The following is a 20821-nucleotide window of genomic DNA, read 5'->3' as shown; positions in this document are numbered from 1 at the left end:
CGCCTGGTCGTGCAGGAGCAAACGTGCCGATCCGCTCACGACGCGGAATCGGTTGATCGCAGAACTGCCGTGCTGTGATAGACAATTCAGCCCCGTTGCCTAATTCCCGCGCGCGCTGCGCAATTCCCGCTCGCCTCTTTCGAGCGCGCTGGCATTCAGTACCTTGCGGAGCAGGGCGACGGCGACCGCGCGCATGCGAAGATTGTACCAGCCCTCTGGCCCATTGCCGGGCTCCTCGTAGAGGTCCAGTTTTTCATAGAGCTGCTGAAGGCGGTTCTGGACGCTTCGCAACGAGAGCTTTTTCCGCTGGGCTATCGCCTTGTCGGTCAGGCCGAGCGCCACATCCACCAGGATTTCGTATTCCGCGTCGCTCAAGCCATGCGCAGTACCGAGGCTTTTCTGCTGGATGCCCCGGACCTCGCGGTCGATAACACATTGCGATTCAATGAAGACGCCGCGCAATGCGAGCTTCAATCGCTCATCGGAGGTGGATTTCAGCACGTATCCGTATGTCGCACCTTCCGGAACGATACGCGCCACGCCACGCACATAGGCCTCATCGGAATAGTTCGACCAGAATAGAATCTTGGTATCCGGCCGTTCGCGCCAGATGGTACGGGCCGCCTCGATGCCGTTGCGCTCGCTCATCTGCAGATCCATGACCACGTGCTCGGCCCGGGATTGGCGCGCCTGCACCTCACCGGCATGGCCGTTTTCCGCCTCCAGGACCGTGTCGCATTCCGGCAATGCGGCCCGCACCGCCTCGTGCAGGTAGGACCGGTGCAGCGGATCGTCCTCAATGATCAAGACTTTCATGCCAACCTCTCCGCAACATGCCGGCGTTCCATCGACAGCATGACCTTGGCCGTCGTGCCGCGCCCGCCGGGATTGGCGCCGATCTCGAATTTTGCCGAGATCAGTCGCGCTCGCGTCTTCATATTGCCTATCCCGTGCCCCGCCTTGTCGCGGGTGTTGCGCAGGCCGCTCCCGTCGTCGCTGATCTCGATCGACAGTGCGTCGCCCTGGATACGCATATGCACCAGGATCGTCTTCGGTTGTCCATGACGGATCGCGTTGTTGACCGCTTCCTGGACAATGCGGAACAGCGCGGTCGCCACGGTCCTGTCGAGGTCGAGCAACGCTCCACCCGTCTCGTCGACCATCCGCCAGACGACGGGCAGGCCGCTTTCCCGTACTGAGCGTTCCAGGTGGTTCTCGATCGCCTCCGCCACGCCGAAAAGCTGCAGCACGGTCGGCTTGGCCTCCTCGATGATCTGGCGAAGGTCGTGCATGCACTGCTGGAGGGTGCGGCAGAGCGGTTCGAGAGCATCCCCATGCAAGTCCGGAAGTCCTGAAAGCCGCTCCATGCGCCGCGCGAGCCGTGTCAGGTCGGCGAGCGTCTGGTCGTGAAGGTCCATGCCGATCCGCTGCCGTTCGGCCTCCAGCGCCTCGGTCAGCTTTAGCGCACCCAGCCGCAATCCCTCTTCGCGGGCGCGGGCCTCCGTCTCGACGATCGCCGAGCGTTTGGCCTGTTCGGCAGCCCTCAGCGCAAAGAAATAAGGTGCCAAAAGGTCGGCGATCGAGCGGGCGTTCTCGACATCCTCCATCGAGTACTTGTCGTGCTGATGGCTGGAGCAGCTCAGGGCGCCGATGATATCACCCTGGACCTTGAGCGGCACATGTAGCCGGCTTCTCAGGGACAGTTCGATTATCGGGCTCGAAAACGCCCCGTCGAAATGAAAGCGCGGATCGGCACAAGCATCCGGTGAAAGCAGGAAATCCACCTCGCCGGACAGGAGCGTACGGATCGGGCTGCCGGTCAGCAGCGCCGGGGGTTGCTGGCTCCAGGCGGTCGCAAGCCCGCTCTCGTAGGCGATGTGGTATTTCCCGTCCAGCATCTTGATGCATACGTCGAGATGATCGTGCGGAATGATATGGCTGATCTCAGCCGCCACCGCCTGGATGATCGAATTGAAATCGAGCTGGCCTGCCAGCAGCCGGGAAATTCCGAGATAGCGGTCAAATAACGCATTTGGCGCCGGATTGAGCATGACGGACATCCTCCAGTCCTCCAATTATTAGACGCCTCGCTGCTGCTCTTGTCTTGCGGGAACCCGCAAATTTTGCGCGAATACCCGCAGAGAGGTTGCTTGTATGCGCCTATACAACATCTGATTTCTCCTCCATGCTCGCTTTACTGAGCAAACGGGGCTCAGCGCAATCACTATCTTCGGACAACCGTTGAGGAGCGGCCCGAAGAACCCGTCGAGAACTCTAGGGAGGAAATCATGATCATCAGGAAGATGCTTTTCGCATCTGTCGCTATCGCATGCGTTGCCGGGCCGGTCTCCGCCCTGGCCGATACTTCGGGCAAAAAGATCGCCCTTTCCAACAATTATGCCGGCAATTCCTGGCGTCAGGCCATGCTGACAAGCTGGGACAAGATCACCAAGGAAGCCGTCTCCAAGAAGATCGTCGCTGCCGCCGATCCGTTCACGACGGCCGAGAACCAGGCGACCGAGCAGGCCGCCCAGATCCAGAACATGATCCTGCAGGGCTATGACGCGATCGTCATCAACGCAGCGTCGCCGACCGCGCTCAATGGCGCCGTCAAGGAAGCCTGTAACGCCGGCATCACCGTCGTGTCCTTCGACGGCATCGTGACCGAGCCGTGCGCCTGGCGCATCGCGGTGGATTTCAAGGCGATGGGCGAAAGCCAGGTCGAATATCTCGCCAAGAAGCTGCCGAAGGGTGGGAACCTGCTCGAGATTCGCGGTCTTGCAGGGGTTTCGGTCGATGACGAAATCCATGCGGGCATCCAGGCTGGCGTCCGGAAAAACCCGCAGTTCAAGGTCGTCGGTGCCGTCAACGGCGACTGGGCGCAGGACGTCGCGCAGCGCGCTGTCGCTGGCATCCTTCCGAGCCTTCCGGAAATCACCGCCGTCGTAACCCAGGGCGGCGACGGCTATGGCGCGGCCCAGGCGTTCGCCGCCGCCAATCGTCCCACTCCAACCATCGTCATGGGCAACCGCGAGGACGAACTCGTCTGGTGGAAACAGCAGAAGGACAAGAACGGCTACGAGACGATGTCCGTCTCCATCGCTCCCGGCGTTTCGACGCTCGCCTTCTGGGTGGCCCAGCAGATCCTCGACGGCAAGCAGGTCAAGAAGGACCTTGTGGTGCCCTTCCTGCGCATCGACCAGGGCAATCTCGAAACCAATCTCGCCGGCACCCAGAAGGGTGGCGTCGCCAACGTCGAGTATTCGCTGGAAGACGCCCAGAAAGTCATCAGCGCAGCCAAGTAAGCTGATCCTCCCCAAGACAGGATGCGGCGCCGTTGCGCGCCGTGTCCCGATCCGTGCCCGGCCGCCCCCCGAACTGTCGACGACGTGTTTCGCATGAATGAAGTGACAACAAGACAAGAGGTCGTTGCCGCCCGCGGCATCAAGGTAACCTTCGGCGCCGTGAAGGCACTGGACGGCGCCGACCTTGTCATCCATGCCGGCGAATGCGTCGGATTGGTCGGACATAACGGCGCCGGCAAATCCACGATCGTCAACGTCATCAACGGCGGCCTGAACCCGCATGCTGGCGAAATCAGCTATGGCGGCGTCAGCACCCAGCACGGCATTTCGACCGCGCGAGCCAATGGCGTTCGCTGCGTCTTCCAGGAACTGTCGCTTTGTCCCAACCTGACCGTCAATGAGAACGCCCGCATCATGCACGCGGAACTCGCCGGCTGGAACTGGCGCAGCAGGGCGGGCGTCCTCGTCAGACTGCAATTGCAGGATATTTTCCCCGGCCACGGCATCGACTGCGACAGCACGGTCGACGACCTTTCGATCGCCGAGCGACAGATGGTCGAGATCGCCGTCAGTTTCGCCGGGCTGAACCGGAAGCCGAAACTCGTCATTCTCGACGAACCGACATCCTCGCTCGACGCAGGGCTGGCAGCGCAGCTGATGGCCTATATCCGGAGGTTCGTCGGCAAGGGGGGCGCGGTCCTGTTGATCTCGCACATCCTTGGCGAAATCCTCTCCACCTCGGACCGCATCGTGGTGATGAAGGATGGCCGGGTCGTCGCCGACCGCTCCGCCTCGGAGTTCAGCAAACGCAGCCTCGTCGAAGCGATGGGCAATGTGGCGCGCGAAAAGGAATGGCAGCGCACGGGCGACAAACGCAACGGCGCGCCGGTGCTTGCCATGCCCGCGCGACGGGGTCACGGCCTTGCCTTCGAAGCCCATCGCGGCGAGATGATCGGCCTTGCCGGTCTCGGAGGCCATGGCCAGACGGAAACGCTTCTCGACCTCTATCTTTCCCGCAACAGCAACTGGTGGCCGGCCAGCCGGAAGGAGATCGCCTTCGTCGCCGGCGACCGCAGCCTGAACGGCATATTCCCGCTCTGGAGCATCCTGAAGAACCTCAGCATCGCCTCGCTCGGCGATTTTTCCTCCCGGACCATCGTCGACCATGACCGCGAAGGCGCGCTCGGCGACGGCTGGAAGAAGCGCATCGAGATCCGCACGCCGGAAATGAAAAACCGCATCCTGTCGCTCTCCGGCGGCAACCAGCAGAAAGTGCTGTTCGCCCGCGCATTGGCGACGAGCGCGAGGATCGTGCTGATGGACGATCCGATGCGCGGCGTCGATGTCGGCACCAAGCAGGAAGTGTATGGCATCCTCCGCTCTGAAGCGGCAAGCGGCCGCACCTTCATCTGGTATTCGACCGAAATGGACGAGATACGTCTTTGCGACCGGGTCTATGTCTTCCGGGAAGGAGCGATCGTCGCCGAGCTCGCAGGCGACGAGATCACCGAGAAGAATGTGCTTGAAGCCTCCTTTAGCGGAGGCGAAGCGGCATGAGGATATCCACCGGCACGATCCGCCTTGTCATCCCTGCCGCGTCGCTGGCACTGCTGCTCGCCGCCGTCTTCTACATGCAGCCGCGCGCCATGAGCTATACCGGCCTGAACCTGCTCTTCAATCTCGCCGTGCCGATCGCACTCGCGACGGTGGCGCAGATGCTTATCATGGCGGTCAACGACCTCGACCTGTCGATGGGCGCCTTCGTCAGCTTCTGCGCCTGCGTGACGGCGACGTTCCTGCAGGCCTCCCCGGCGATCGGAGTGCTGATTTTCCTTGGCGCTATTGCGGCCTACGCCGTGATCGGCGTTGTCATCCACGTTCGAGAATTGCCCTCGATCGTCGTGACCCTCGGTATGAGCTTCGTCTGGGGCGGGCTCGCGGTCCTCATGCTGCCGTCTCCGGGCGGCGAAGCTCCGGGCTGGGCTCGCTGGCTGATGACCTCCCGGCCACCCTTTGTGCCGATGGCGATCGTTGCCAGCATCGTCATCGCGCTGGTCACCCATTTCGTCATCATGCGCTCCTCCGTCGGGGTGCTGATCCGCGGCGTCGGCGGAAACGTCCGCTCGGTCGAACGCGCCGGTTGGTCGGTCATCCGCATCCGTGCGGGAACCTATGCGCTGGCCGGTTTCTTCGCTGTGCTGTCCGGCATCGCGCTCGTCGGCCTCACGACTTCGGCTGACGCCAATATCGCTCTGCGCTATACGTTGCTGTCGATCGCGGGTGTCATCCTCGGCGGCGGCGAGTTCGTCGGCGGCAAGGTCTCGCCGATCGGCGCCGTCATCGGGGCGTTGACCCTGACGCTCGCCGGTTCGTTCCTGTCCTTCATGCGCATTCCCCCCGACTGGCAGATCGGCGCTCAGGGAGCGATCCTCATCGTCGTGCTGGGGCTGCGCCTCCTCCTCAACCGGCTGGAAAAGCGGGAGAAGAGCCGATGAACGGCGCACGCCTTCTCTTCTCCAAACCCTGGATCTGGTCTTTCGCGGCCACGATTGCCGTCTGGATCGTCACCGTCCTCTTCACCGGCGGAGCAAGCTCGCTCGGCCTGTCGCAGGCGGCTCTCACTTTCGCGGCCTTCTCCGTCATCGTCGGGCTTGGCCAGATGTTCGTCATCACGCTCGGCCCCGGCAATATCGACCTCTCCGTGCCCGCCACGATGACGCTTTCGGGCACGCTGGCGCTGAAGCTGATGGACGTTGAGGACGGCATGATCGTCGTCGGCCTGCTGGTTTCGATCCTGCTAGGCTTCGGGATCGGTATCGGCAACTACGTGCTTATCAAGCTGCTGCGCATTCCGCCGATCATCGCGACGCTGTCCATGAGCTTCATCATCCAGTCGACGGCGATCTGGACGAACCGCGGCCTGCGCATCAAGCCCCCGGAGATATTGGCGATCTTCACCACATCCAACCTGTTCGGCGTCCCCAACATCGCCATCGTCGCGCTCATCCTCTCCGTCATCGCTTGGGTGCTGCTCGAAAAGACGATCTATGGCCGGTGGATCTCGGCGATCGGCCAAAGCACGTTTGCTGCCCGCATGACGGGGATCCCGGTCGATGGCACGCGGCTCGTCACCTACATTCTTTGCGCCGTCCTCGCCTCGATCTGCGGCTACCTGCTTGCGAGCTTCTCCGGAGGTGCTGCACTCAATATGGGTTCCGAATACCTGCTCACGTCGATTGCCGTCGTCGTGATTGGCGGTACTGCCGTCGCGGGCGGCAATTCCAACATTCCGGGCATATGGGGCGCCTCGCTCTTCATGTTCCTTGTCGTGTCGATGCTCAACACCTATGGCTTCGGCGCCGGGTTCCGCCTCATCCTCACCGGCCTCATCATCATCGCCGTCATTCTCATCGCCGGCGGCCGTCAAGCCAACCGATGAACAACTCCAATCGGACACATTCCCATGCCGCAGAAAACCTCCATCTACGAGATCCACGACGAGGCCTTCCGGCAGCTGATCGTCGGCAGCGCAGCACTCGAGGAACTTTATTCCGACTGCCGCTGGGCTGAGGGACCGGTCTGGTTCGCGGACCTGAATTGCCTGATCTGGAGCGACATCCCGAACCAGCGCATGATGCGCTGGGCGCCGGACGGCGGTGTTTCGGTGTTCCGCTCGCCATCGAATTTCGTCAACGGCAATACGCGCGACCGTCAGGGCCGGCTGGTTTCCTGCGAGCACGGCGGCAGACGCGTGACACGTACCGAGATCGACGGTTCGATCACTATTCTGGCCGACCGCTACCAGGGCAAGCGCCTCAATTCGCCCAACGACGTCATCGTGCGCTCGGACGGCAGCGTCTGGTTCACCGATCCGACCTACGGCATCAAGTCCGACTACGAAGGTTACCGGGCCGAGCCGGAGCAGGATACACGTAACGTCTACCGCCTCGATCCGGTGAGCGGCGACCTTGAGGCGGCCGTCACCGATTTCGGGCAGCCGAACGGCCTTGCCTTCTCACCGGACGAAACAAGACTCTATGTCGCCGACTCCGCCTCCAGCCACGACATCAAGGCGCCGCGGCACATCCGGGTGTTCGATGTCGTCGACGGCAGGCGTCTTTCCAATGACCGGATTTTCTGCAGCCTGGACAATGGCCTGCCGGATGGTTTCCGTGTCGATGTGAAGGGAAATGTCTGGACGAGCGCCGGCGACGGCGTGCATTGCTTCTCGCCCGACGGAATGCTGCTCGGCAAGATCCTCGTGCCGCAGACGGTTGCGAACCTCACCTTCGGCGGCCCGCGCAGGAACCGGCTTTTCATCACCGCCACCAAATCGCTCTATTCCATATTCGTGGCGACCAACGGCGCGGCATTGGGCTGATTGCGCCGCTCAGGAACGGAGTAAGGGATTTTGCACGGACAGGTCGTTCCGGATAGCTGTCGCAGCGACAGAAGCCTGACCCATGGCATGGCTGATCTGGTCCAGGCCCGGCACGACGTCTCCGGCTGCGTAGAGGCCGCTTACGGTGGTTCGCTGATGGCGGTCCACCTCAACACACCCTTCTTCGCTACAGTCCGCCCCCAGCGATCTCGCAAGGCCCGAGCGCACCTCGGTGCCCAATGCCGGATAGACGGCCGAATAGCTCAGCGCTCCGACCGGGACTTCGACGGTGATTGAATCGGCGTGCAAAGCGAAAGCTTTGACGGGGCCGGTCACTATCTTGATGCCGTGCCGCATCAGGACCTCCGTCTGGTTTTCCGACAGGTTATGACGATCATCAAGCGAGATCAGGGAAACATCCGTGGTATAGCTCCGGAGAAACAGCGCCTCCCTGAAACCGTGTTCGCCGGTTCCGATAACTCCGACGGCCTGATCCGTGACCTCGAAACCATCGCAAACAGGGCAATAGCGAATGAAGCCTTTGGCTAGGGCCTCATCGTGCATGTGAACGGGCATAGGCGGTCTGTGATTGATGACACCTGTTGCCAGAAGAGCCGTTTTAGCCTCGATGACCTGACTTTTGCTTGAGACGACAAAGCCGTCTGTGCTCTTCTCCAAAGCTAGGACTTCCGTCGAGAGAAACTCTGCGCCATAGCGCGTAGCCTGACTTCGCATCCGTTCGACCAGCTCCCATCCGGATATCCCGTCCGGATAACCGGCGTGGTTGCGGGTCATCGGGATCGTGACCGCTCGTCCGCGCCGATCATCGAGCACGATCACCTTGAGATGGAAACGGGCAAGATAAATGGCGGCGGTCAGCCCCGCCGGACCACCGCCGATGACCGCGCAATCATAAAACATCAAGGATGCTCAAGCACTCACCCATCGGCGTTTTCCAGTTCCGCGGCACGGGCCAGCCCGTTATTCGCTCGCCCGCCGGAACACCTGGGCGCCGCGATAGTTCCATGGCTCTTGCTTCGTGATCTGCACGAGAGCTGGGAGAAAGGGAACGCGATGGATCAGATCGAGGGATCATGGCATTGGAAGTCAGTCCGATGAGAAGAGGCGGATCGAAGGCCCCGAAGGAACAGGATGAGCTCGCGAACCAATACGGGGTGGAGGCAAAACGGCCCTCGCCAAGCGGCGAGGAGGTGCCGGTCTCGGAGACCGGTCGGCACAAAATCCTGTCGGCATTGAAGGCGCTTCCGGCTACCCAGTCCCGTGAGCTCGTTTCCCATCTCCCGAAATGCTTCCTCCCGGATTTCGCGCGCACCGATCGCGTCTGGGGGCTGTCGTGCCAGCTTTACGAACTGAGGTCGGGACGGAACTGGGGGATCGGCGATTTCGCCGACCTCCGGTCGGTCGTCGGTCTGGCAAGGGCCTGGGGGGCCGACTTTGTCGGACTCAATCCTCTCCACGCCCCTTTCCTTGCCGCACCCGACCGATGCAGCCCCTATGAGCCTTCCAACCGTCGTTTCCTCAATCCGCTCTATATCGCCGTTGACGGGGTCGAGGGTTTTGCCGCGTCCCGGCAAGTGCAGGACGAGATCGCGCAATTACGGCTCCTGCCCTTGGTGAATTACCGACGGGTGGCGCGCATGAAGCTCGATGTTCTGCGCAAAATCTGGCGGAGTTCGCGGGATTTGCGAAGTGAAAAGAGCGCCGCCGCTCGCGAATTCTTGCAGTTCCGTCGCGACGGCGGCGACGATCTCCGCCTTCATGCGCTGTTCGAAGCCATTTCCGAGGCCCAGGTCGTTTCGGGCGGAGAGGCGGGCTGGCACCGCTGGCCGGAACAATACCGTGATCCGAAAAGCGAGGCCGTGTCGCGCTTCGAAGAAGAACACGCTGACGAGGTCGCGTTTCACATATGGCTTCAATGGCTGGCGCATCGGCAGCTCTCGGAGGCTGCCGATCACGCGCAGGAACTGGGGATGCGTATAGGGCTGTACCTCGATGTCGCGGTTGGCGAAGCGCTCGATGGCTCCGGGACCTGGAGCAACCGCCAGATTTATGTCCAGGGAGCGAGCATCGGCAGCCCACCGGACCCGATGGCCGCCGGTGGGCAGGACTGGCAGCTGGCGGCGTTTCATCCCTCGGCGATTGCCGAAGGCGAGCCGTCACCGTTCGAAAAGCTGATGTCCGCGGTCATGCGATATGCCGGTGCTGTCCGCATCGATCACGCCGCCGCCCTGCGCCGGCTATTTCTGGTGCCCGCGGAGGACGGACCCGACCAGGGAGCCTATGTCGGCTACCCTCAGCGGTCGTTGATCGCCACGTTGGCGGCCTTGTCCAAGAGATACCGCTGCGTGGTGATCGGAGAGGACCTCGGTAACCTGCCGAAGGGCTTGCAAGCCCAATTGGCAGCGGCAAATATTCTCTCCTATCGGATAATCTCCTATGAGCAGACCAAGAGTGGGTTCAAGCTGCCCGAGGATTATCCGTCCCTTGCGCTTGCCTGTGTGTCGACCCATGATCACCAGACATTTGCCGGATGGTGGAAGGCGGTAGACGTCGAGATGCGCATCAGCCACGGGCTCGTTTCCGGCGATGCTGGCCGCCAGCAGATCAGGGACCGGAAGCGGGAACGACGACAGGTTCTGCGGGCATTCAAGACGGCCGGACTCCCAGTCGCGTCGATGAGCGAAACGACGGCACGCGAGAATGACATTCCGGCACTGGCGGTCATGGCGCACCGCTTCATCGCCAAGACGCCTTCGTTGCTCGTGGCCGTGCGATTGGCCGATGTGACGGACGAAAAACAGCCCACCAACGTGCCAGGGACCAGTGACACCTACCCGAACTGGAGACCCAAACTATCGATAACCGTCGAGGAACTGGCGAGGCTGGCCGATACCCATCCCATCATCGTCGCGGTCGGCGAGCAACGTCGCCCTACACGCGCAGGTCGATCCGGCCAGGTACAGGTGCGTACGCAATCGATCCGGAGATGAGGGGAAGACGATCACGATGAAAGGTGGGAGAGGCCGGCGATTGTCAATTGATGCGCCGGCATCTCACTGGTTTCGCCTTTTCGGCTCGACCCTGTTTTGTAGTCTAAACGCGCATTGCCGATTAAAGGGCGCTGACGTTTTCGGCTTTTGATTTTCCGGTCTTGCGGTCCTGGCCTAGCTCATAGCTTACCTTTTGTCCCTCTCTCAAAGATCCGCCTCGTTCCAGTGCAGAGACATGCACAAACACATCCGCTCCACCATTCTCGGGCGTGATGAAGCCAAACCCTTTGTCTTCGTTGAAAAATTTGACAGTACCGGTAGGCATGAAGGCTCCTGATTTTTTGCACGGCCATTGCCGCGAGCGAGAGCCTATAGCGCATTCTTCCCGCTTTCAAGGCGTGAGCGCCCTCGTTGTTAAGCAGAGGGGCTTTGTTGGGTGCTTGGCCACTAGGCCGAGGTTGTCGGATGTGAGCCGTCATCAGGATGTTAACAAAGGTAAATACCTAAATTCCCAGGATATCTTTTTGGATGGTGCATAGGGCGGGGCAACTCGCCGCGGAATGATTATGTCCGGCCGTCGGGCCATTCGGTCGGACGCAGATAACGGCCACGAGGGGAATAACCGATGGAACGTTTCTTTCGACAGATGCGGGGACTGAGTGCGGCCACGGCCCATCTTTGCGGTCTCATCGCTATCGCTCTGGTGCTTTGCCCAACAGTGGTCATGGCCGATCCGATCCGCGGGGCTGGATCGACCTTTGCTGCCCCGATCATCGCCAGATGGGCCGAGAACTACGAGAAGGCGCGCATGGACGACGGCGATTTCAGTTCGCCGGACTGGACGGTCGACTATGAGCTGGTGGGCTCCCTGGCGGGCCTGATGCGCCTCGACCAGCCGGAACTCGACTTTGCCGCATCAGATGTGCCCGTTTCGCATGAGGAACTGGCAAAGCATGGCCGTCAGCAGTTTCCGATCGTGCTCGGCAGCGTGGCTATTGCCGTCAATCTCGACGGGATCGAGAAAAGCGGGATCAACCTTACCGGACCTGTTCTTGCCGACATCTATTTGGGAAGGATCAAGTCCTGGGCAGATCCTGCGATCAAGGCCGTAAACCCCGATATCGCGCTTCCCGACCTGGCGATTAGCGCCGTCACACGCAAGGACGGCTCGGGTACCACCTTCATCTTCACGGAGTATCTGTCGTCCGTTAGCCCGGAATGGAAGGCGACCCATGGCGCGGATATCCTGATCAAGTGGCCCGTCGGAGCCTCCGTCGAGGGCACCCAGGATCTCATACGCGCCGTGCAGGCGACCAAGGGCGCCATCGCTTATGCCGACTTTGGCCAGGTGAAACGGGCAAATCTTCCCTATGCGGCGATCGGCAACAAGGCGGGCAAGTTCGTGAAGCCGGGGCCGGAAGGTGTGCGGGCCGCCGCAAGCGCGGCTTCCTGGGATGAAGCGAAAGATTTCGCCGTGTCGTTGACCGACCAGCCGGCGGAAGGCGCCTATCCGATCGCCGGGGCAACGTTCGCAGTCGTTTCCAGGAAAATAGGACCGCACAGGTTCGGGCGGGTTCAAGACTTCTTCCGCCTCGCATTCGAAAACGGTGGCAAGGACGCCGAGGCGCTGGGCTACGTGCCCGTGACGCCGCAAATGGTCAGCCAGATCGTCAAGTACTGGCTGAAGAAGGACACTGCCGCCAGCCAATAGGCTGGTGCTTTCGTAGCCAGGTTTTTCACTACCGGCTCGGCCGGTTGCGAAAGGTCTCATTGCATCGTGCCGCCACGGCGTCAAAAGGGGTTAGGCGTTATGAATATTGATATCTTTAAGGATATCCTGGTTCCCGTCATCGGCGGCCTCGGTATTTTCATGCTCGGTCTCGAGTTCATGTCGAACGGCATCCAGGCACTCTCCGTCAACAAGATGCGGGCGTTCCTCGCCAAGGCTGCGGGTACGCCGATCAAGGGCGTAATTGCCGGTACGGTCATCACCGGCGTCATTCAATCCTCAACGGCCATGACTGTCATGGTCGTCGGCCTGGTCAACGCAGGCGTCGTCGGCCTGCGGCCGGCCATCAGCGTCATCATGGGTGCCAACATCGGCACGACCCTTGGAAACGGCCTGATCGCCCTGCCGCTTGGTCCACTCGGTCTGATCTTCGCCGGCACGTTCTCGCTGGTCTATTGTTTTGCCAAGAGCGAGAAGGTGCGCAACATCGCACTGGCCTGCATGGGTTTCGCGCTGATCTTTTATGGCCTCAATCTGATGACGGGAGGCCTTCGCCCGCTCCGCAACATACCCGAGGTCATGGCCGTTCTGTCGACGTTGACGGCGGACTCCTATTATAACCTGATCAAATGCGTACTGATCGCCGCCGGCGTCACCGCGATGATCCATTCCTCGTCCGCGACGATCGGGATCGTCATGGGTCTCGGCGCGGCCGGCGTCCTCGATTGGACGACGGCGGTTGCCTTCTCGCTGGGTGCCGATCTGGGGACCACGATCACCTCGTGGATCGCCTCTCTCAATCTTTCGAAGAATGCCAAGCGCGCCGCCTACGCGCATATGTCCTTCAACATTATCGGCGTCTGCATCACCGTACCGTTGTTCTTCGTCTCGATCGATGTGCTGGCATGGGCGATGCAATGGTTCGGCGGCGATCCGGGTGTCGCCGTCGTGATCGAGGGCAAGGAAACGTTTCCGCTGGTTCCCGTGGCCGTCGGTCTCTATTCCACGTTCTTCAACGTCTTCAACACGGCGCTGCTGTTTCCCTTCGTCGGCGTGTTCGACCGGGTCCTGTCGCGGATCGGACGCACGGATTCCGAGGATGCGGAGGATTATTCGACACCGAAATTTCTCGACCGCAAGCTTGCCGGCAACTTTGCCCTTGCGGTTCCGGCAGTGCAGAAGGAAACCGCTCGGCATCTTCAGGCCGGCGCCATGTTTCTGGACATCGCCCGTTCCGCCAAGTCGGCACCCTCCGATCCGGGCGAACACTATCTCGCCACCGATATCCTCAGCCGCGATATTCGCGACTATACCGCATCGCTGATGAAGGAGGACTTGCCCTACGAGCAGCTCGATCTCGTGGCAAGCTTGATCGAGGAGGCGGATTTTACCGCGGCCCTGACGGAATCGATGCATCAGGTCGCCCGGCGGGTAAGGCGTGAAAAGTTCAGCAGCCAGGCCCAGGCGATCGTCGATGTCGCGTTGAACAAGCTGGGCACTGCCCTACAGGAAATCATGCCCGATCACGGTGTCGCCCGTCCGGATATGCCGGCCGGCCATGTCAGCCTTCCCGAAGTCGAGGAACTGCGTGCCCGCACGCTGGCGCTCGGACCCAATGCCGGCGCTGCGGAACGTGGCACCATCCTTGCGCTGCTCGGTTCGATCGAACGGGCGCAGATCCTGATCCACCGGATCGATGCGGAGCGCAAGTCTGTGAACCGGCAGAGCATCCTGTCGCGCGTGCCGCGCCAGCGCGACGAACAGGCTCGTCCCGTCAGCAACGAGGGCGGCTTCAGTCCGATGCCCGCCGAGTAACGGACATTGCCGTCAAGATCTGCACGTGGCATCTTCGCGATAGAAGATGCCACGTCCTCGCGTTAAGGGATGACGGCTACCCGTTGCCGCTGCGCAATCTCTTAACCCCGGGAGGCTCGAATGAGCGTTGGCTTGATCGCCCTTCTTGACGATGTTGCGGCCTTGGCGAAGGTAGCTGCCGCCTCGCTCGACGATATCGCCGGACAGGCGGCCAAGGCCGGCGCGAAAGCGGCAGGCGTCGTCATCGACGATGCGGCGGTCACGCCCCGCTACGTGACCGGATTTTCGGCCGAACGCGAATTGCCGATCATCGGCAAGATCGCGCTCGGTTCGCTGAAGAACAAGCTTCTGATCCTGCTTCCCGCCGCGCTCGTCTTAAGCTTGGCGGCACCCCAGGCCATCACGCCGCTGCTGATGATCGGTGGACTCTACCTCTGTTACGAGGGTGTGGAGAAAATCTACGAAATGCTGCTGCCGCATGCCGCTCACACCCATGAAACAGCCCTCGAAACGGCAAGTCTCAGCGCCCAGTCGCTCGAAGACGAGAAGGTTGCCGGCGCGATCAAGACGGATTTCATCCTGTCGGCCGAGATCATGGCCATTACGCTCGCCGCGGTGCCGTCAGGCAGCGTCATCACGCAGGCCTTTATCCTTGCGGTCGTGGGATTGAGCATAACGGCCATGGTTTATGGTGGCGTGGGGTTGATCGTGAAGGCCGACGATCTGGGCCTGATGATGGCGGGTGCGCAGACGGCGCCTCCGATAGGGTCGTTCGTGCGCGGCATCGGACGAGGGCTTGTCACCGGTATGCCTTATTTCCTGAAAGTGCTGGGTATCGTGGGAACGGCCGCGATGATCTGGGTCGGCGGCGGCATCATCGTTCACGGGCTCGAGGCTTATGGTCTCGGTGGCCTTGCGCATCTGATCCATGATGCCGGGGAGGTGACCGCGCATGCGATCCCGGTTCTGCCCTCCGTGCTGCGCTGGATCGTCGAAGCGGCAGGAGCGGGCATCGTCGGTATTGTCCTCGGCTTTGTCACGATCCCGGTTGCAGGCTACGTCATCTCGCCGACCTGGCGATATTTCAAATCACTCCTGCCGCGTCGCCCGCGCAAGGAGGCATTGGCAGACGAGAAGAAATGAAGGCTGGGTTCATCGGCAGCAATGATCGATAGGTGGACGGCGCGGCATCGTTGAAGGCGTCAGATCCAGCGAGCGCGCTTGAACCGAATGAAAAGCGCGATGCACATGACGGCGATGACTGCCAAAACGACAAAATACCCGTAGCTGGTTTTCAGCTCCGGCATATTGTCGAAATTCATGCCGTATATGCCGGCGATCGCCGTCGGAACGGCGAGAATGGCGGCCCAGGCCGCCAGTTGCCGCGTGATTGTGCCTTGTCTTTGCTGTTCCAGCAGATTGCTCGCCTCGAAAACCGACGTGATCACGTCGCGCAAGCTTGCGACCATCGTTTCGACGCGGTGCATGTGCTGAAGTGCATCCCGGAAATAGGGCTTGGCTTCCCTGTCAAGCGACGGCAAATCGAGGTGATAGAGTTTTCCGCAAAGGTCGAGCATTGCGTCCAGCACCCGCTGGAACAGGATGATTTCCCGCCGCAGCTTGAAAATGCGCTTGATCTGGTTGCGGTCCAGAAACGCATCGAGCATCTTTCTTTCCATGTCGAGCACGGAATCCTCGATCGTGCGCACAATGGGAAGATAGCCGTCGATAATGAAATCGAGAATAGCGTGCAGGATGTAGTCCGTACCATGACACAGCGTCTGCGGTGATGTTTCCAGCCTGCCGCGCAGCTCTTGATGTCCGCGCTCCGAGCCGTTGCGGACCGTTATGATATAGCGCTTGCCGACGAAAATCGCTGTTTCCCCATAGGTGATATGGTCGGCTTCCAGCTGCGCCGTCTTCGCGATGACGAACAGCTGATCGTCATAGACGCTGAGCTTCGGCATCTGCAGCGGACTGAGTGCGTCGGCGATCGAGAGTTCGTGCAGGCCAAAACGGCTTTGCAGCGTCAAAAGGTCGTCGCGGGTGGGCTTGTGCAGCCCGATCCACACGAATTCGTTGTCCATTGCCGGGATCGCCGCCTCGTCGAACGGCACGGCTTCAACCCGCCGGCCGCCGCGATAGAGAAAAGATGCAGCGACGCTCATGCAGCCTCCGGGATTTCTATGATCATGCGGCGCCCTCCGGGGCATGCCCTGCGCTGTGATACCCGCAATCTCACGACCCTTTTGTGACTATGCGACACCGACCGCCGGGTTTGCCGGATCGTGGTCAGGTATCATCACGTGTGGCGCACCTTTGTGGAGTTTCGGTCGGCGCCGTGATATGAGACGGCTATGACCTTATCGAACGATTTTGATTGCCAGTCATGCGGTGCGTGCTGTTCGTTTTCCGCCGATTGGCCACGATTCTCCATGGAAAGCGAAGCCGCCCTCGATCTGTTGCCGGCACGTTTCGTCGCGGCGGACGAAGGAGGAATGCGTTGTGAAGGATCCCGTTGTTCTGCATTGTCAGGACAGGTCGGCGTCGGCACATCCTGCATGGTCTACGAGATCAGGCCTGACGTTTGTCGCGAATGCGTTCCGGGAGACGATGCCTGCTTGATGGCGCGTGACGCTTTCGCGTTGAATTCCGCGTAGAGTTCGCCGACATCTCTGTCCCGTCCCCGGCCGATCGGATGCAGATCATTTACCGCCGTCTCAGGTGGCTCACCGGCCGTTTCCTATCGGGATCGGTTGTGGATCACCCAAAAAGCTACATCTGCGACATGTCATCCAGCAGGTTCTGAGCCAGTTCGCTGATGGCGTTTTCCGCTTCTTCCAGGCTCCAGCCGACGCTTTCGGCGCGTTTTGCAAGGCCGGCCAACACGGGCGGCAGATTGCCGCCAGCCGTCGCCACGATATCGTCCGGCGTCAGTCCCTTTGCAAGCTGCAGAAAGACTTGCTCCAGGGCTTCCTGGCAACCGATATCCCTGTCCGGATAGGGTTCGGAACTGCGCGGCCTGTTCAATACAACCATTTGACCCTCATCTTATGCTGCAGCCGGAACGGTTGGCAGATAACTGCGGCCCAGACCGCGTCCGCCGCCACCAGGGCTGCCGATCGATTTTCTGCATATACGAACGAAGGGCCCCGATTGATCGGAGCCCTTCATAGCAGAAGACGTGATCGAGTTCCCGATGGGAACCCGTTTACATCATGCCGCCCATGCCGCCCATGTCAGGCATGCCGCCGCCGGCAGCATCCTTCTTGGGCAGGTCGGCAATCATGGCTTCCGTCGTCACCAGCAGGCCGGCAACCGAAGCCGCGTTCTGCAGAGCCGTGCGGACGACCTTGACCGGATCGACGATGCCCATGGTGATCATATCGCCGAATTCGCCAGTCTGGGCGTTGTAACCGAAATTGTCGGTATCGCTTTCCAGGATCTTGCCGACCACGATCGAGCCTTCGCTACCGGCATTCTCGGCAATCTGGCGAACTAGCGACTGCAAAGCCTTGCGGATGATGCTGATCCCGGCATTCTGATCGTCATTCTCGCCCTTGATGTCGAGAACGATCGAGGCGCGAAGCAGGGCGGTGCCGCCGCCCGGTACGATGCCTTCTTCGACTGCTGCACGCGTTGCATTGAGGGCGTCGTCGATGCGGTCCTTCTTTTCCTTGACTTCGATTTCCGTCGAGCCGCCGACGCGGATCACGGCAACGCCGCCGGCCAGCTTGGCCAGACGTTCCTGCAGCTTCTCGCGGTCGTAGTCCGAGGTGGTTTCCTCGATCTGAGCCTTGATCTGGCCGATGCGCCCGTCAATATCCGCCTTGGTGCCCGCACCATCGACGACGGTGGTGTTCTCCTTGGTGATCGAGACCTTCTTGGCGCGGCCGAGCATCTCGAGCGTGACGTTCTCGAGCTTGATGCCGAGGTCTTCCGAGATCACGGTGCCGCCGGTCAGGATCGCCAGATCCTCCAGCATGGCCTTGCGGCGATCGCCGAAGCCTGGAGCCTTGACGGCAGCGATCTTGAGGCCGCCACGCAGCTTGTTGACGACGAGCGTCGCAAGGGCTTCGCCTTCGACGTCCTCGGAAATGATCAGCAACGGCTTGCCGCTCTGGACGACGGCTTCCAGGATAGGAAGCATGGCCTGCAGGTTGGAGAGCTTCTTTTCGTGCAGCAGCACGTAGGCATCTTCCAGCTCAGCCACCATCTTTTCGGCATTGGTGACGAAATAGGGCGACAGGTAGCCGCGGTCGAACTGCATGCCTTCGACGACTTCGAGTTCGGTTTCGGCGGTCTTGGCTTCTTCGACGGTAATCACGCCTTCGTTGCCGACCTTCTGCATCGCGTCGGCGATATACTGGCCTATTTCCTTCTCGCCATTGGCCGAGATGGTGCCGACCTGGGCAATCTCTTCCGAGGTGTTGATCTTCTTGGCCTTGGCAAGCAGGTCCTTCACGACGGCGGTAACGGCGAGGTCGATGCCGCGCTTCAGGTCCATCGGGTTCATGCCGGCTGCAACGGCCTTGCCGCCTTCGCGAACGATCGCCTGGGCAAGAACGGTCGCGGTCGTGGTGCCGTCGCCGGCGATGTCGTTGGTCTTCGAAGCAACTTCGCGGACCATCTGGGCACCCATGTTCTCGAACTTGTCGTCAAGTTCGATCTCCTTGGCGACGGTAACGCCGTCCTTGGTGATCCGCGGTGCGCCGTAGGATTTGTCGATCACGACGTTGCGGCCCTTCGGACCGAGCGTCACCTTCACTGCGTCGGCGAGAATGTCGACGCCGCGCAGCAGCTTCTCGCGTGCATCACGGCCGAATTTGATCTGTTTGGCAGACATGGAAAAACTCCCGGGCCGTTGGCCCCATGGTCTTCGTCAAAAGGAAATAAGGAAGCGGCCGAAGATCAGGCGATGACGCCCATGACGTCTGCTTCCTTCATGATCAACAGGTCTTCGCCATTGAACTTGATCTCGGTGCCGGACCACTTGCCGAACAGGATGCGATCGCCTGCCTTGACATCGAGGGGAACGATCTTGCCGCTCTCGTCGCGGGTGCCGGTGCCGACGGCGACGATCTCGCCTTCCTGCGGTTTTTCCTTGGCGGTGTCGGGAATGATGATGCCGCCCTTGGTCTTGGCTTCAGCCTCGATACGGCGCACGACGACACGGTCGTGCAACGGCCGAAAATTGGTATTGTTCATTTTGGGTTCCTTAGCGAGAGCGCAGCCCAATGGCGGGTTCCCGATCGGATATCCTTAGCACTCTTATGCCAGGAGTGCTAGCGCCATTCGTGCCTTGGTGGTGATCCGGCATCGGCGGCGACGCTGTCTCTCTTCGCCAGGGGACGGGCGGGCGACATCGAAACCGCCAGCGGATCACTGCCGCACGTCTAGCAGAAGCCATTGAGCTTGAGGATCTTATGGGCGTCGATCGACGCCTGAAGCTGATCCTCCGAGTTGCGCTCTCCATGGTTCGCGTCCGGATGATGCATCTTGAGCCTTTGCTTGTAGCGGCTTCTGATCTCCTCCGGCGTTGCATCCGGTGAAAGGCCAAGCGTCTCGAAAGCCTTGGCTTCCAGTACCTTGAGCTTGCGTCGCTGAAGATCCAGGTTTGCGGCCTGGCGTTGTGCAGCGCTTTTGCGTGCGTTCGTCGCCTTTGCGGAACCGGAGCGGGCCATGGAGGGGAGCGGCATCTCCGAGGCTTTTTTGATACCGGTGCCCCAGGTCGGGCGGCTGCCGCTTGCCGCTTCCCTCTGATAGCGCGCGATCAACGGGTCGGAGAGGTTTGGCGCAAAGTTATAACCTTTGCCATATTCCTTTACATGCTCAGGACAGAACAGCAGATAAAGCCCTTCGGCATCCCGCCCGACAGGAGCGCGATGAGTGCCACCCTTTTCGCATCCGTCCCACTGGCATTTCGGATGGTTGGGTTCGTGGTGCGGAGCCGGTTTTTTGCGGATCGACCGTAGGCCGACAAATATCTTTGAATCAGACGTCATCGCGCCTTATATGGCGGTCCTGCGCCAGCAGGCAAGGAGTATGGACAGGCCAACCACAGAGCAGTCCGTTGCTGCGGCAGTTCTGCGCCCAGCCGAGCGGGCTGAGGGTCCACCTGTGAGAGCCCTTTTGCTGTGCCGGGACGCAAATTCACCGAGACGTCCAAACTAAAAGTTGACTCACGGGCGGATAGCCTCTATTTACGGTTTATCGATCTTTTGCTTGCTGAACTTTGGTTTCCGCGCGATTGGCAGCGCGCCTGACGAACTTCCCTTTCAAAATCAATCGCTATCACCATCCGCAGGGCTTTGGCTCTGGGGTCACTCAATCTTGCTTTGAAAGGGTTCATCATCATGACCACAGGCACAGTTAAATGGTTCAATTCCACCAAGGGCTTCGGCTTCATTCAGCCTGACAACGGCGGCGCTGATGCGTTCGTACACATTTCTGCCGTCGAGCGCGCCGGAATGCGGGAAATCGTCGAGGGCCAGAAGATCGGCTACGAACTCGAACGCGACGCAAAGTCCGGTAAGATGTCGGCTTGCAACCTGCAGGCTGCCTAACCAAAAGCGGCTTC

Annotated in this window: 20 protein-coding genes; 11 read left to right on the top strand and 9 right to left on the bottom strand. The window is 60.8% G+C overall.

Translation table 11 applies throughout. The features are described 5' to 3' along the window. Positions 1-99: 99 nt before the first annotated feature. Together C5J24_RS10580 and C5J24_RS10575 are read right to left on the bottom strand one after the other, a co-directional pair. The gene (locus tag C5J24_RS10580; RefSeq protein ID WP_105417756.1) at positions 100-816 is read right to left on the bottom strand and encodes a response regulator transcription factor; all 717 of its coding nucleotides are present in this window, start codon (positions 814-816) and stop codon (positions 100-102) included. Continuing rightward, a complete protein-coding gene (locus C5J24_RS10575) occupies positions 813-2051 on the bottom strand; it encodes a GAF domain-containing sensor histidine kinase (protein ID WP_105418395.1) in 1239 nt (412 codons plus the stop codon). The genes C5J24_RS10580 and C5J24_RS10575 overlap by 4 nt, the downstream gene beginning before the upstream one ends. A gap of 237 nt (positions 2052-2288) precedes the next feature. Here C5J24_RS10575 and C5J24_RS10570 point away from each other — a divergent pair, with 237 nt between their 5' ends. The 5 genes from C5J24_RS10570 (at position 2289) to C5J24_RS10550 (ending at position 7686) form a co-directional block, all read left to right on the top strand. After that, the gene (locus C5J24_RS10570) at positions 2289-3305 is read left to right on the top strand and encodes an ABC transporter substrate-binding protein (RefSeq protein ID WP_105402723.1); all 1017 of its coding nucleotides are present in this window, start codon (positions 2289-2291) and stop codon (positions 3303-3305) included. Positions 3306-3398: 93 nt separating this feature from the next. After that, positions 3399-4862 carry a sugar ABC transporter ATP-binding protein gene (locus tag C5J24_RS10565; protein ID WP_105417754.1) on the top strand — a complete coding sequence of 488 codons (1464 nt, stop codon included), beginning with the start codon at positions 3399-3401 and terminating at the stop codon, positions 4860-4862. Beyond that, the gene (locus C5J24_RS10560) at positions 4859-5800 is read left to right on the top strand and encodes an ABC transporter permease (protein ID WP_105402725.1); all 942 of its coding nucleotides are present in this window, start codon (positions 4859-4861) and stop codon (positions 5798-5800) included. Before C5J24_RS10565 ends, C5J24_RS10560 begins: the two co-directional genes overlap by 4 nt. Then, positions 5797-6744 carry an ABC transporter permease gene (locus tag C5J24_RS10555; RefSeq protein WP_105402726.1) on the top strand — a complete coding sequence of 316 codons (948 nt, stop codon included), beginning with the start codon at positions 5797-5799 and terminating at the stop codon, positions 6742-6744. The genes C5J24_RS10560 and C5J24_RS10555 overlap by 4 nt, the downstream gene beginning before the upstream one ends. A 24-nt stretch (positions 6745-6768) precedes the next feature. Further along, on the top strand, positions 6769-7686 hold the full coding sequence (locus tag C5J24_RS10550) for an SMP-30/gluconolactonase/LRE family protein (protein WP_105417752.1): 918 nt from the start codon (positions 6769-6771) through the stop codon (positions 7684-7686). 9 nt (positions 7687-7695) lie between these two features. On the opposite strand, the gene C5J24_RS10545 is transcribed toward C5J24_RS10550, so the two are convergent. After that, positions 7696-8607, bottom strand: coding sequence for an NAD(P)/FAD-dependent oxidoreductase (locus C5J24_RS10545; protein ID WP_105417750.1), 912 nt, complete (start codon positions 8605-8607; stop codon positions 7696-7698). 173 nt (positions 8608-8780) lie between these two features. On the opposite strand from C5J24_RS10545, the gene malQ reads away from it, so the two are divergent. After that, on the top strand, positions 8781-10697 hold the full coding sequence (gene malQ / locus C5J24_RS10540) for a 4-alpha-glucanotransferase (RefSeq protein WP_105417748.1): 1917 nt from the start codon (positions 8781-8783) through the stop codon (positions 10695-10697). A gap of 121 nt (positions 10698-10818) precedes the next feature. On the opposite strand, the gene C5J24_RS10535 is transcribed toward malQ, so the two are convergent. Beyond that, positions 10819-11022 carry a cold-shock protein gene (locus C5J24_RS10535; RefSeq protein WP_037079265.1) on the bottom strand — a complete coding sequence of 68 codons (204 nt, stop codon included), beginning with the start codon at positions 11020-11022 and terminating at the stop codon, positions 10819-10821. A 300-nt stretch (positions 11023-11322) separates the two neighbouring features. Between C5J24_RS10535 and pstS the strand changes: the two genes are divergently transcribed. The 3 genes from pstS to C5J24_RS10520 all read left to right on the top strand — a co-directional run bounded on the left by pstS (position 11323) and on the right by C5J24_RS10520 (position 15384). Continuing rightward, the gene (gene pstS, locus C5J24_RS10530; protein ID WP_105417746.1) at positions 11323-12408 is read left to right on the top strand and encodes a phosphate ABC transporter substrate-binding protein PstS; all 1086 of its coding nucleotides are present in this window, start codon (positions 11323-11325) and stop codon (positions 12406-12408) included. Positions 12409-12507: 99 nt separating this feature from the next. After that, the gene (locus C5J24_RS10525; protein ID WP_105417744.1) at positions 12508-14241 is read left to right on the top strand and encodes a Na/Pi cotransporter family protein; all 1734 of its coding nucleotides are present in this window, start codon (positions 12508-12510) and stop codon (positions 14239-14241) included. A gap of 120 nt (positions 14242-14361) precedes the next feature. After that, a complete protein-coding gene (locus C5J24_RS10520) occupies positions 14362-15384 on the top strand; it encodes a DUF808 domain-containing protein (RefSeq protein WP_105417742.1) in 1023 nt (340 codons plus the stop codon). A 59-nt stretch (positions 15385-15443) separates the two neighbouring features. Here the strand turns inward: C5J24_RS10520 and C5J24_RS10515 are convergent, their stop codons facing one another. After that, on the bottom strand, positions 15444-16409 hold the full coding sequence (locus tag C5J24_RS10515) for a magnesium and cobalt transport protein CorA (protein WP_105417740.1): 966 nt from the start codon (positions 16407-16409) through the stop codon (positions 15444-15446). Between the two features lie 189 nt (positions 16410-16598). Here C5J24_RS10515 and C5J24_RS10510 point away from each other — a divergent pair, with 189 nt between their 5' ends. Next, positions 16599-16901, top strand: coding sequence for a YkgJ family cysteine cluster protein (locus tag C5J24_RS10510; RefSeq protein ID WP_105417738.1), 303 nt, complete (start codon positions 16599-16601; stop codon positions 16899-16901). A 115-nt stretch (positions 16902-17016) separates the two neighbouring features. Here C5J24_RS10510 and C5J24_RS10505 read toward each other — a convergent pair whose 3' ends face one another. From C5J24_RS10505 to C5J24_RS10490, 4 genes are all read right to left on the bottom strand, one after another. Beyond that, positions 17017-17280, bottom strand: coding sequence for a hypothetical protein (locus C5J24_RS10505; RefSeq protein ID WP_105417736.1), 264 nt, complete (start codon positions 17278-17280; stop codon positions 17017-17019). Positions 17281-17452: 172 nt separating this feature from the next. Further along, positions 17453-19087: a chaperonin GroEL gene (gene groL / locus C5J24_RS10500; RefSeq protein ID WP_046632139.1), complete on the bottom strand. Its 1635-nt coding sequence runs from the start codon at positions 19085-19087 to the stop codon at positions 17453-17455. Between the two features lie 65 nt (positions 19088-19152). Then, positions 19153-19449, bottom strand: coding sequence for a co-chaperone GroES (gene groES, locus C5J24_RS10495; protein ID WP_037079031.1), 297 nt, complete (start codon positions 19447-19449; stop codon positions 19153-19155). A 188-nt stretch (positions 19450-19637) separates the two neighbouring features. After that, a complete protein-coding gene (locus C5J24_RS10490; RefSeq protein ID WP_105417734.1) occupies positions 19638-20246 on the bottom strand; it encodes a J domain-containing protein in 609 nt (202 codons plus the stop codon). 351 nt (positions 20247-20597) lie between these two features. On the opposite strand from C5J24_RS10490, the gene C5J24_RS10485 reads away from it, so the two are divergent. Further along, entirely contained in the window at positions 20598-20807 is a 210-nt protein-coding gene (locus C5J24_RS10485) for a cold-shock protein (RefSeq protein ID WP_046632143.1), read from the top strand. Positions 20808-20821 lie beyond the last annotated feature (14 nt).

Source organism: Neorhizobium sp. T25_27 (genome assembly GCF_002968565.1).
Lineage (GTDB): Bacteria > Pseudomonadota > Alphaproteobacteria > Rhizobiales > Rhizobiaceae > Neorhizobium > Neorhizobium tomejilense.
The sequence above is the reverse complement of the archived record's forward strand: the minus strand, read 5'-3'. Positions and strand labels throughout refer to the sequence as shown.

Excerpts from the sequence above, each read along its gene's own strand:
- C5J24_RS10580 (WP_105417756.1), bottom strand. The coding sequence starts at position 816 with ATGAAAGTCTTGATCATTGAGGACGATCCGCTGCACCGGTCCTACCTG.
- C5J24_RS10575 (WP_105418395.1), bottom strand. The coding sequence starts at position 2,051 with ATGCTCAATCCGGCGCCAAATGCGTTATTTGACCGCTATCTCGGAATT.
- C5J24_RS10570 (WP_105402723.1), top strand. The coding sequence starts at position 2,289 with ATGATCATCAGGAAGATGCTTTTCGCATCTGTCGCTATCGCATGCGTT.
- C5J24_RS10565 (WP_105417754.1), top strand. The coding sequence starts at position 3,399 with ATGAATGAAGTGACAACAAGACAAGAGGTCGTTGCCGCCCGCGGCATC.
- C5J24_RS10560 (WP_105402725.1), top strand. The coding sequence starts at position 4,859 with ATGAGGATATCCACCGGCACGATCCGCCTTGTCATCCCTGCCGCGTCG.
- C5J24_RS10555 (WP_105402726.1), top strand. The coding sequence starts at position 5,797 with ATGAACGGCGCACGCCTTCTCTTCTCCAAACCCTGGATCTGGTCTTTC.
- C5J24_RS10550 (WP_105417752.1), top strand. The coding sequence starts at position 6,769 with ATGCCGCAGAAAACCTCCATCTACGAGATCCACGACGAGGCCTTCCGG.
- C5J24_RS10545 (WP_105417750.1), bottom strand. The coding sequence starts at position 8,607 with ATGTTTTATGATTGCGCGGTCATCGGCGGTGGTCCGGCGGGGCTGACC.
- malQ (WP_105417748.1), top strand. The coding sequence starts at position 8,781 with ATGGCATTGGAAGTCAGTCCGATGAGAAGAGGCGGATCGAAGGCCCCG.
- C5J24_RS10535 (WP_037079265.1), bottom strand. The coding sequence starts at position 11,022 with ATGCCTACCGGTACTGTCAAATTTTTCAACGAAGACAAAGGGTTTGGC.
- pstS (WP_105417746.1), top strand. The coding sequence starts at position 11,323 with ATGGAACGTTTCTTTCGACAGATGCGGGGACTGAGTGCGGCCACGGCC.
- C5J24_RS10525 (WP_105417744.1), top strand. The coding sequence starts at position 12,508 with ATGAATATTGATATCTTTAAGGATATCCTGGTTCCCGTCATCGGCGGC.
- C5J24_RS10520 (WP_105417742.1), top strand. The coding sequence starts at position 14,362 with ATGAGCGTTGGCTTGATCGCCCTTCTTGACGATGTTGCGGCCTTGGCG.
- C5J24_RS10515 (WP_105417740.1), bottom strand. The coding sequence starts at position 16,409 with ATGAGCGTCGCTGCATCTTTTCTCTATCGCGGCGGCCGGCGGGTTGAA.
- C5J24_RS10510 (WP_105417738.1), top strand. The coding sequence starts at position 16,599 with ATGACCTTATCGAACGATTTTGATTGCCAGTCATGCGGTGCGTGCTGT.
- C5J24_RS10505 (WP_105417736.1), bottom strand. The coding sequence starts at position 17,280 with ATGGTTGTATTGAACAGGCCGCGCAGTTCCGAACCCTATCCGGACAGG.
- groL (WP_046632139.1), bottom strand. The coding sequence starts at position 19,087 with ATGTCTGCCAAACAGATCAAATTCGGCCGTGATGCACGCGAGAAGCTG.
- groES (WP_037079031.1), bottom strand. The coding sequence starts at position 19,449 with ATGAACAATACCAATTTTCGGCCGTTGCACGACCGTGTCGTCGTGCGC.
- C5J24_RS10490 (WP_105417734.1), bottom strand. The coding sequence starts at position 20,246 with ATGACGTCTGATTCAAAGATATTTGTCGGCCTACGGTCGATCCGCAAA.
- C5J24_RS10485 (WP_046632143.1), top strand. The coding sequence starts at position 20,598 with ATGACCACAGGCACAGTTAAATGGTTCAATTCCACCAAGGGCTTCGGC.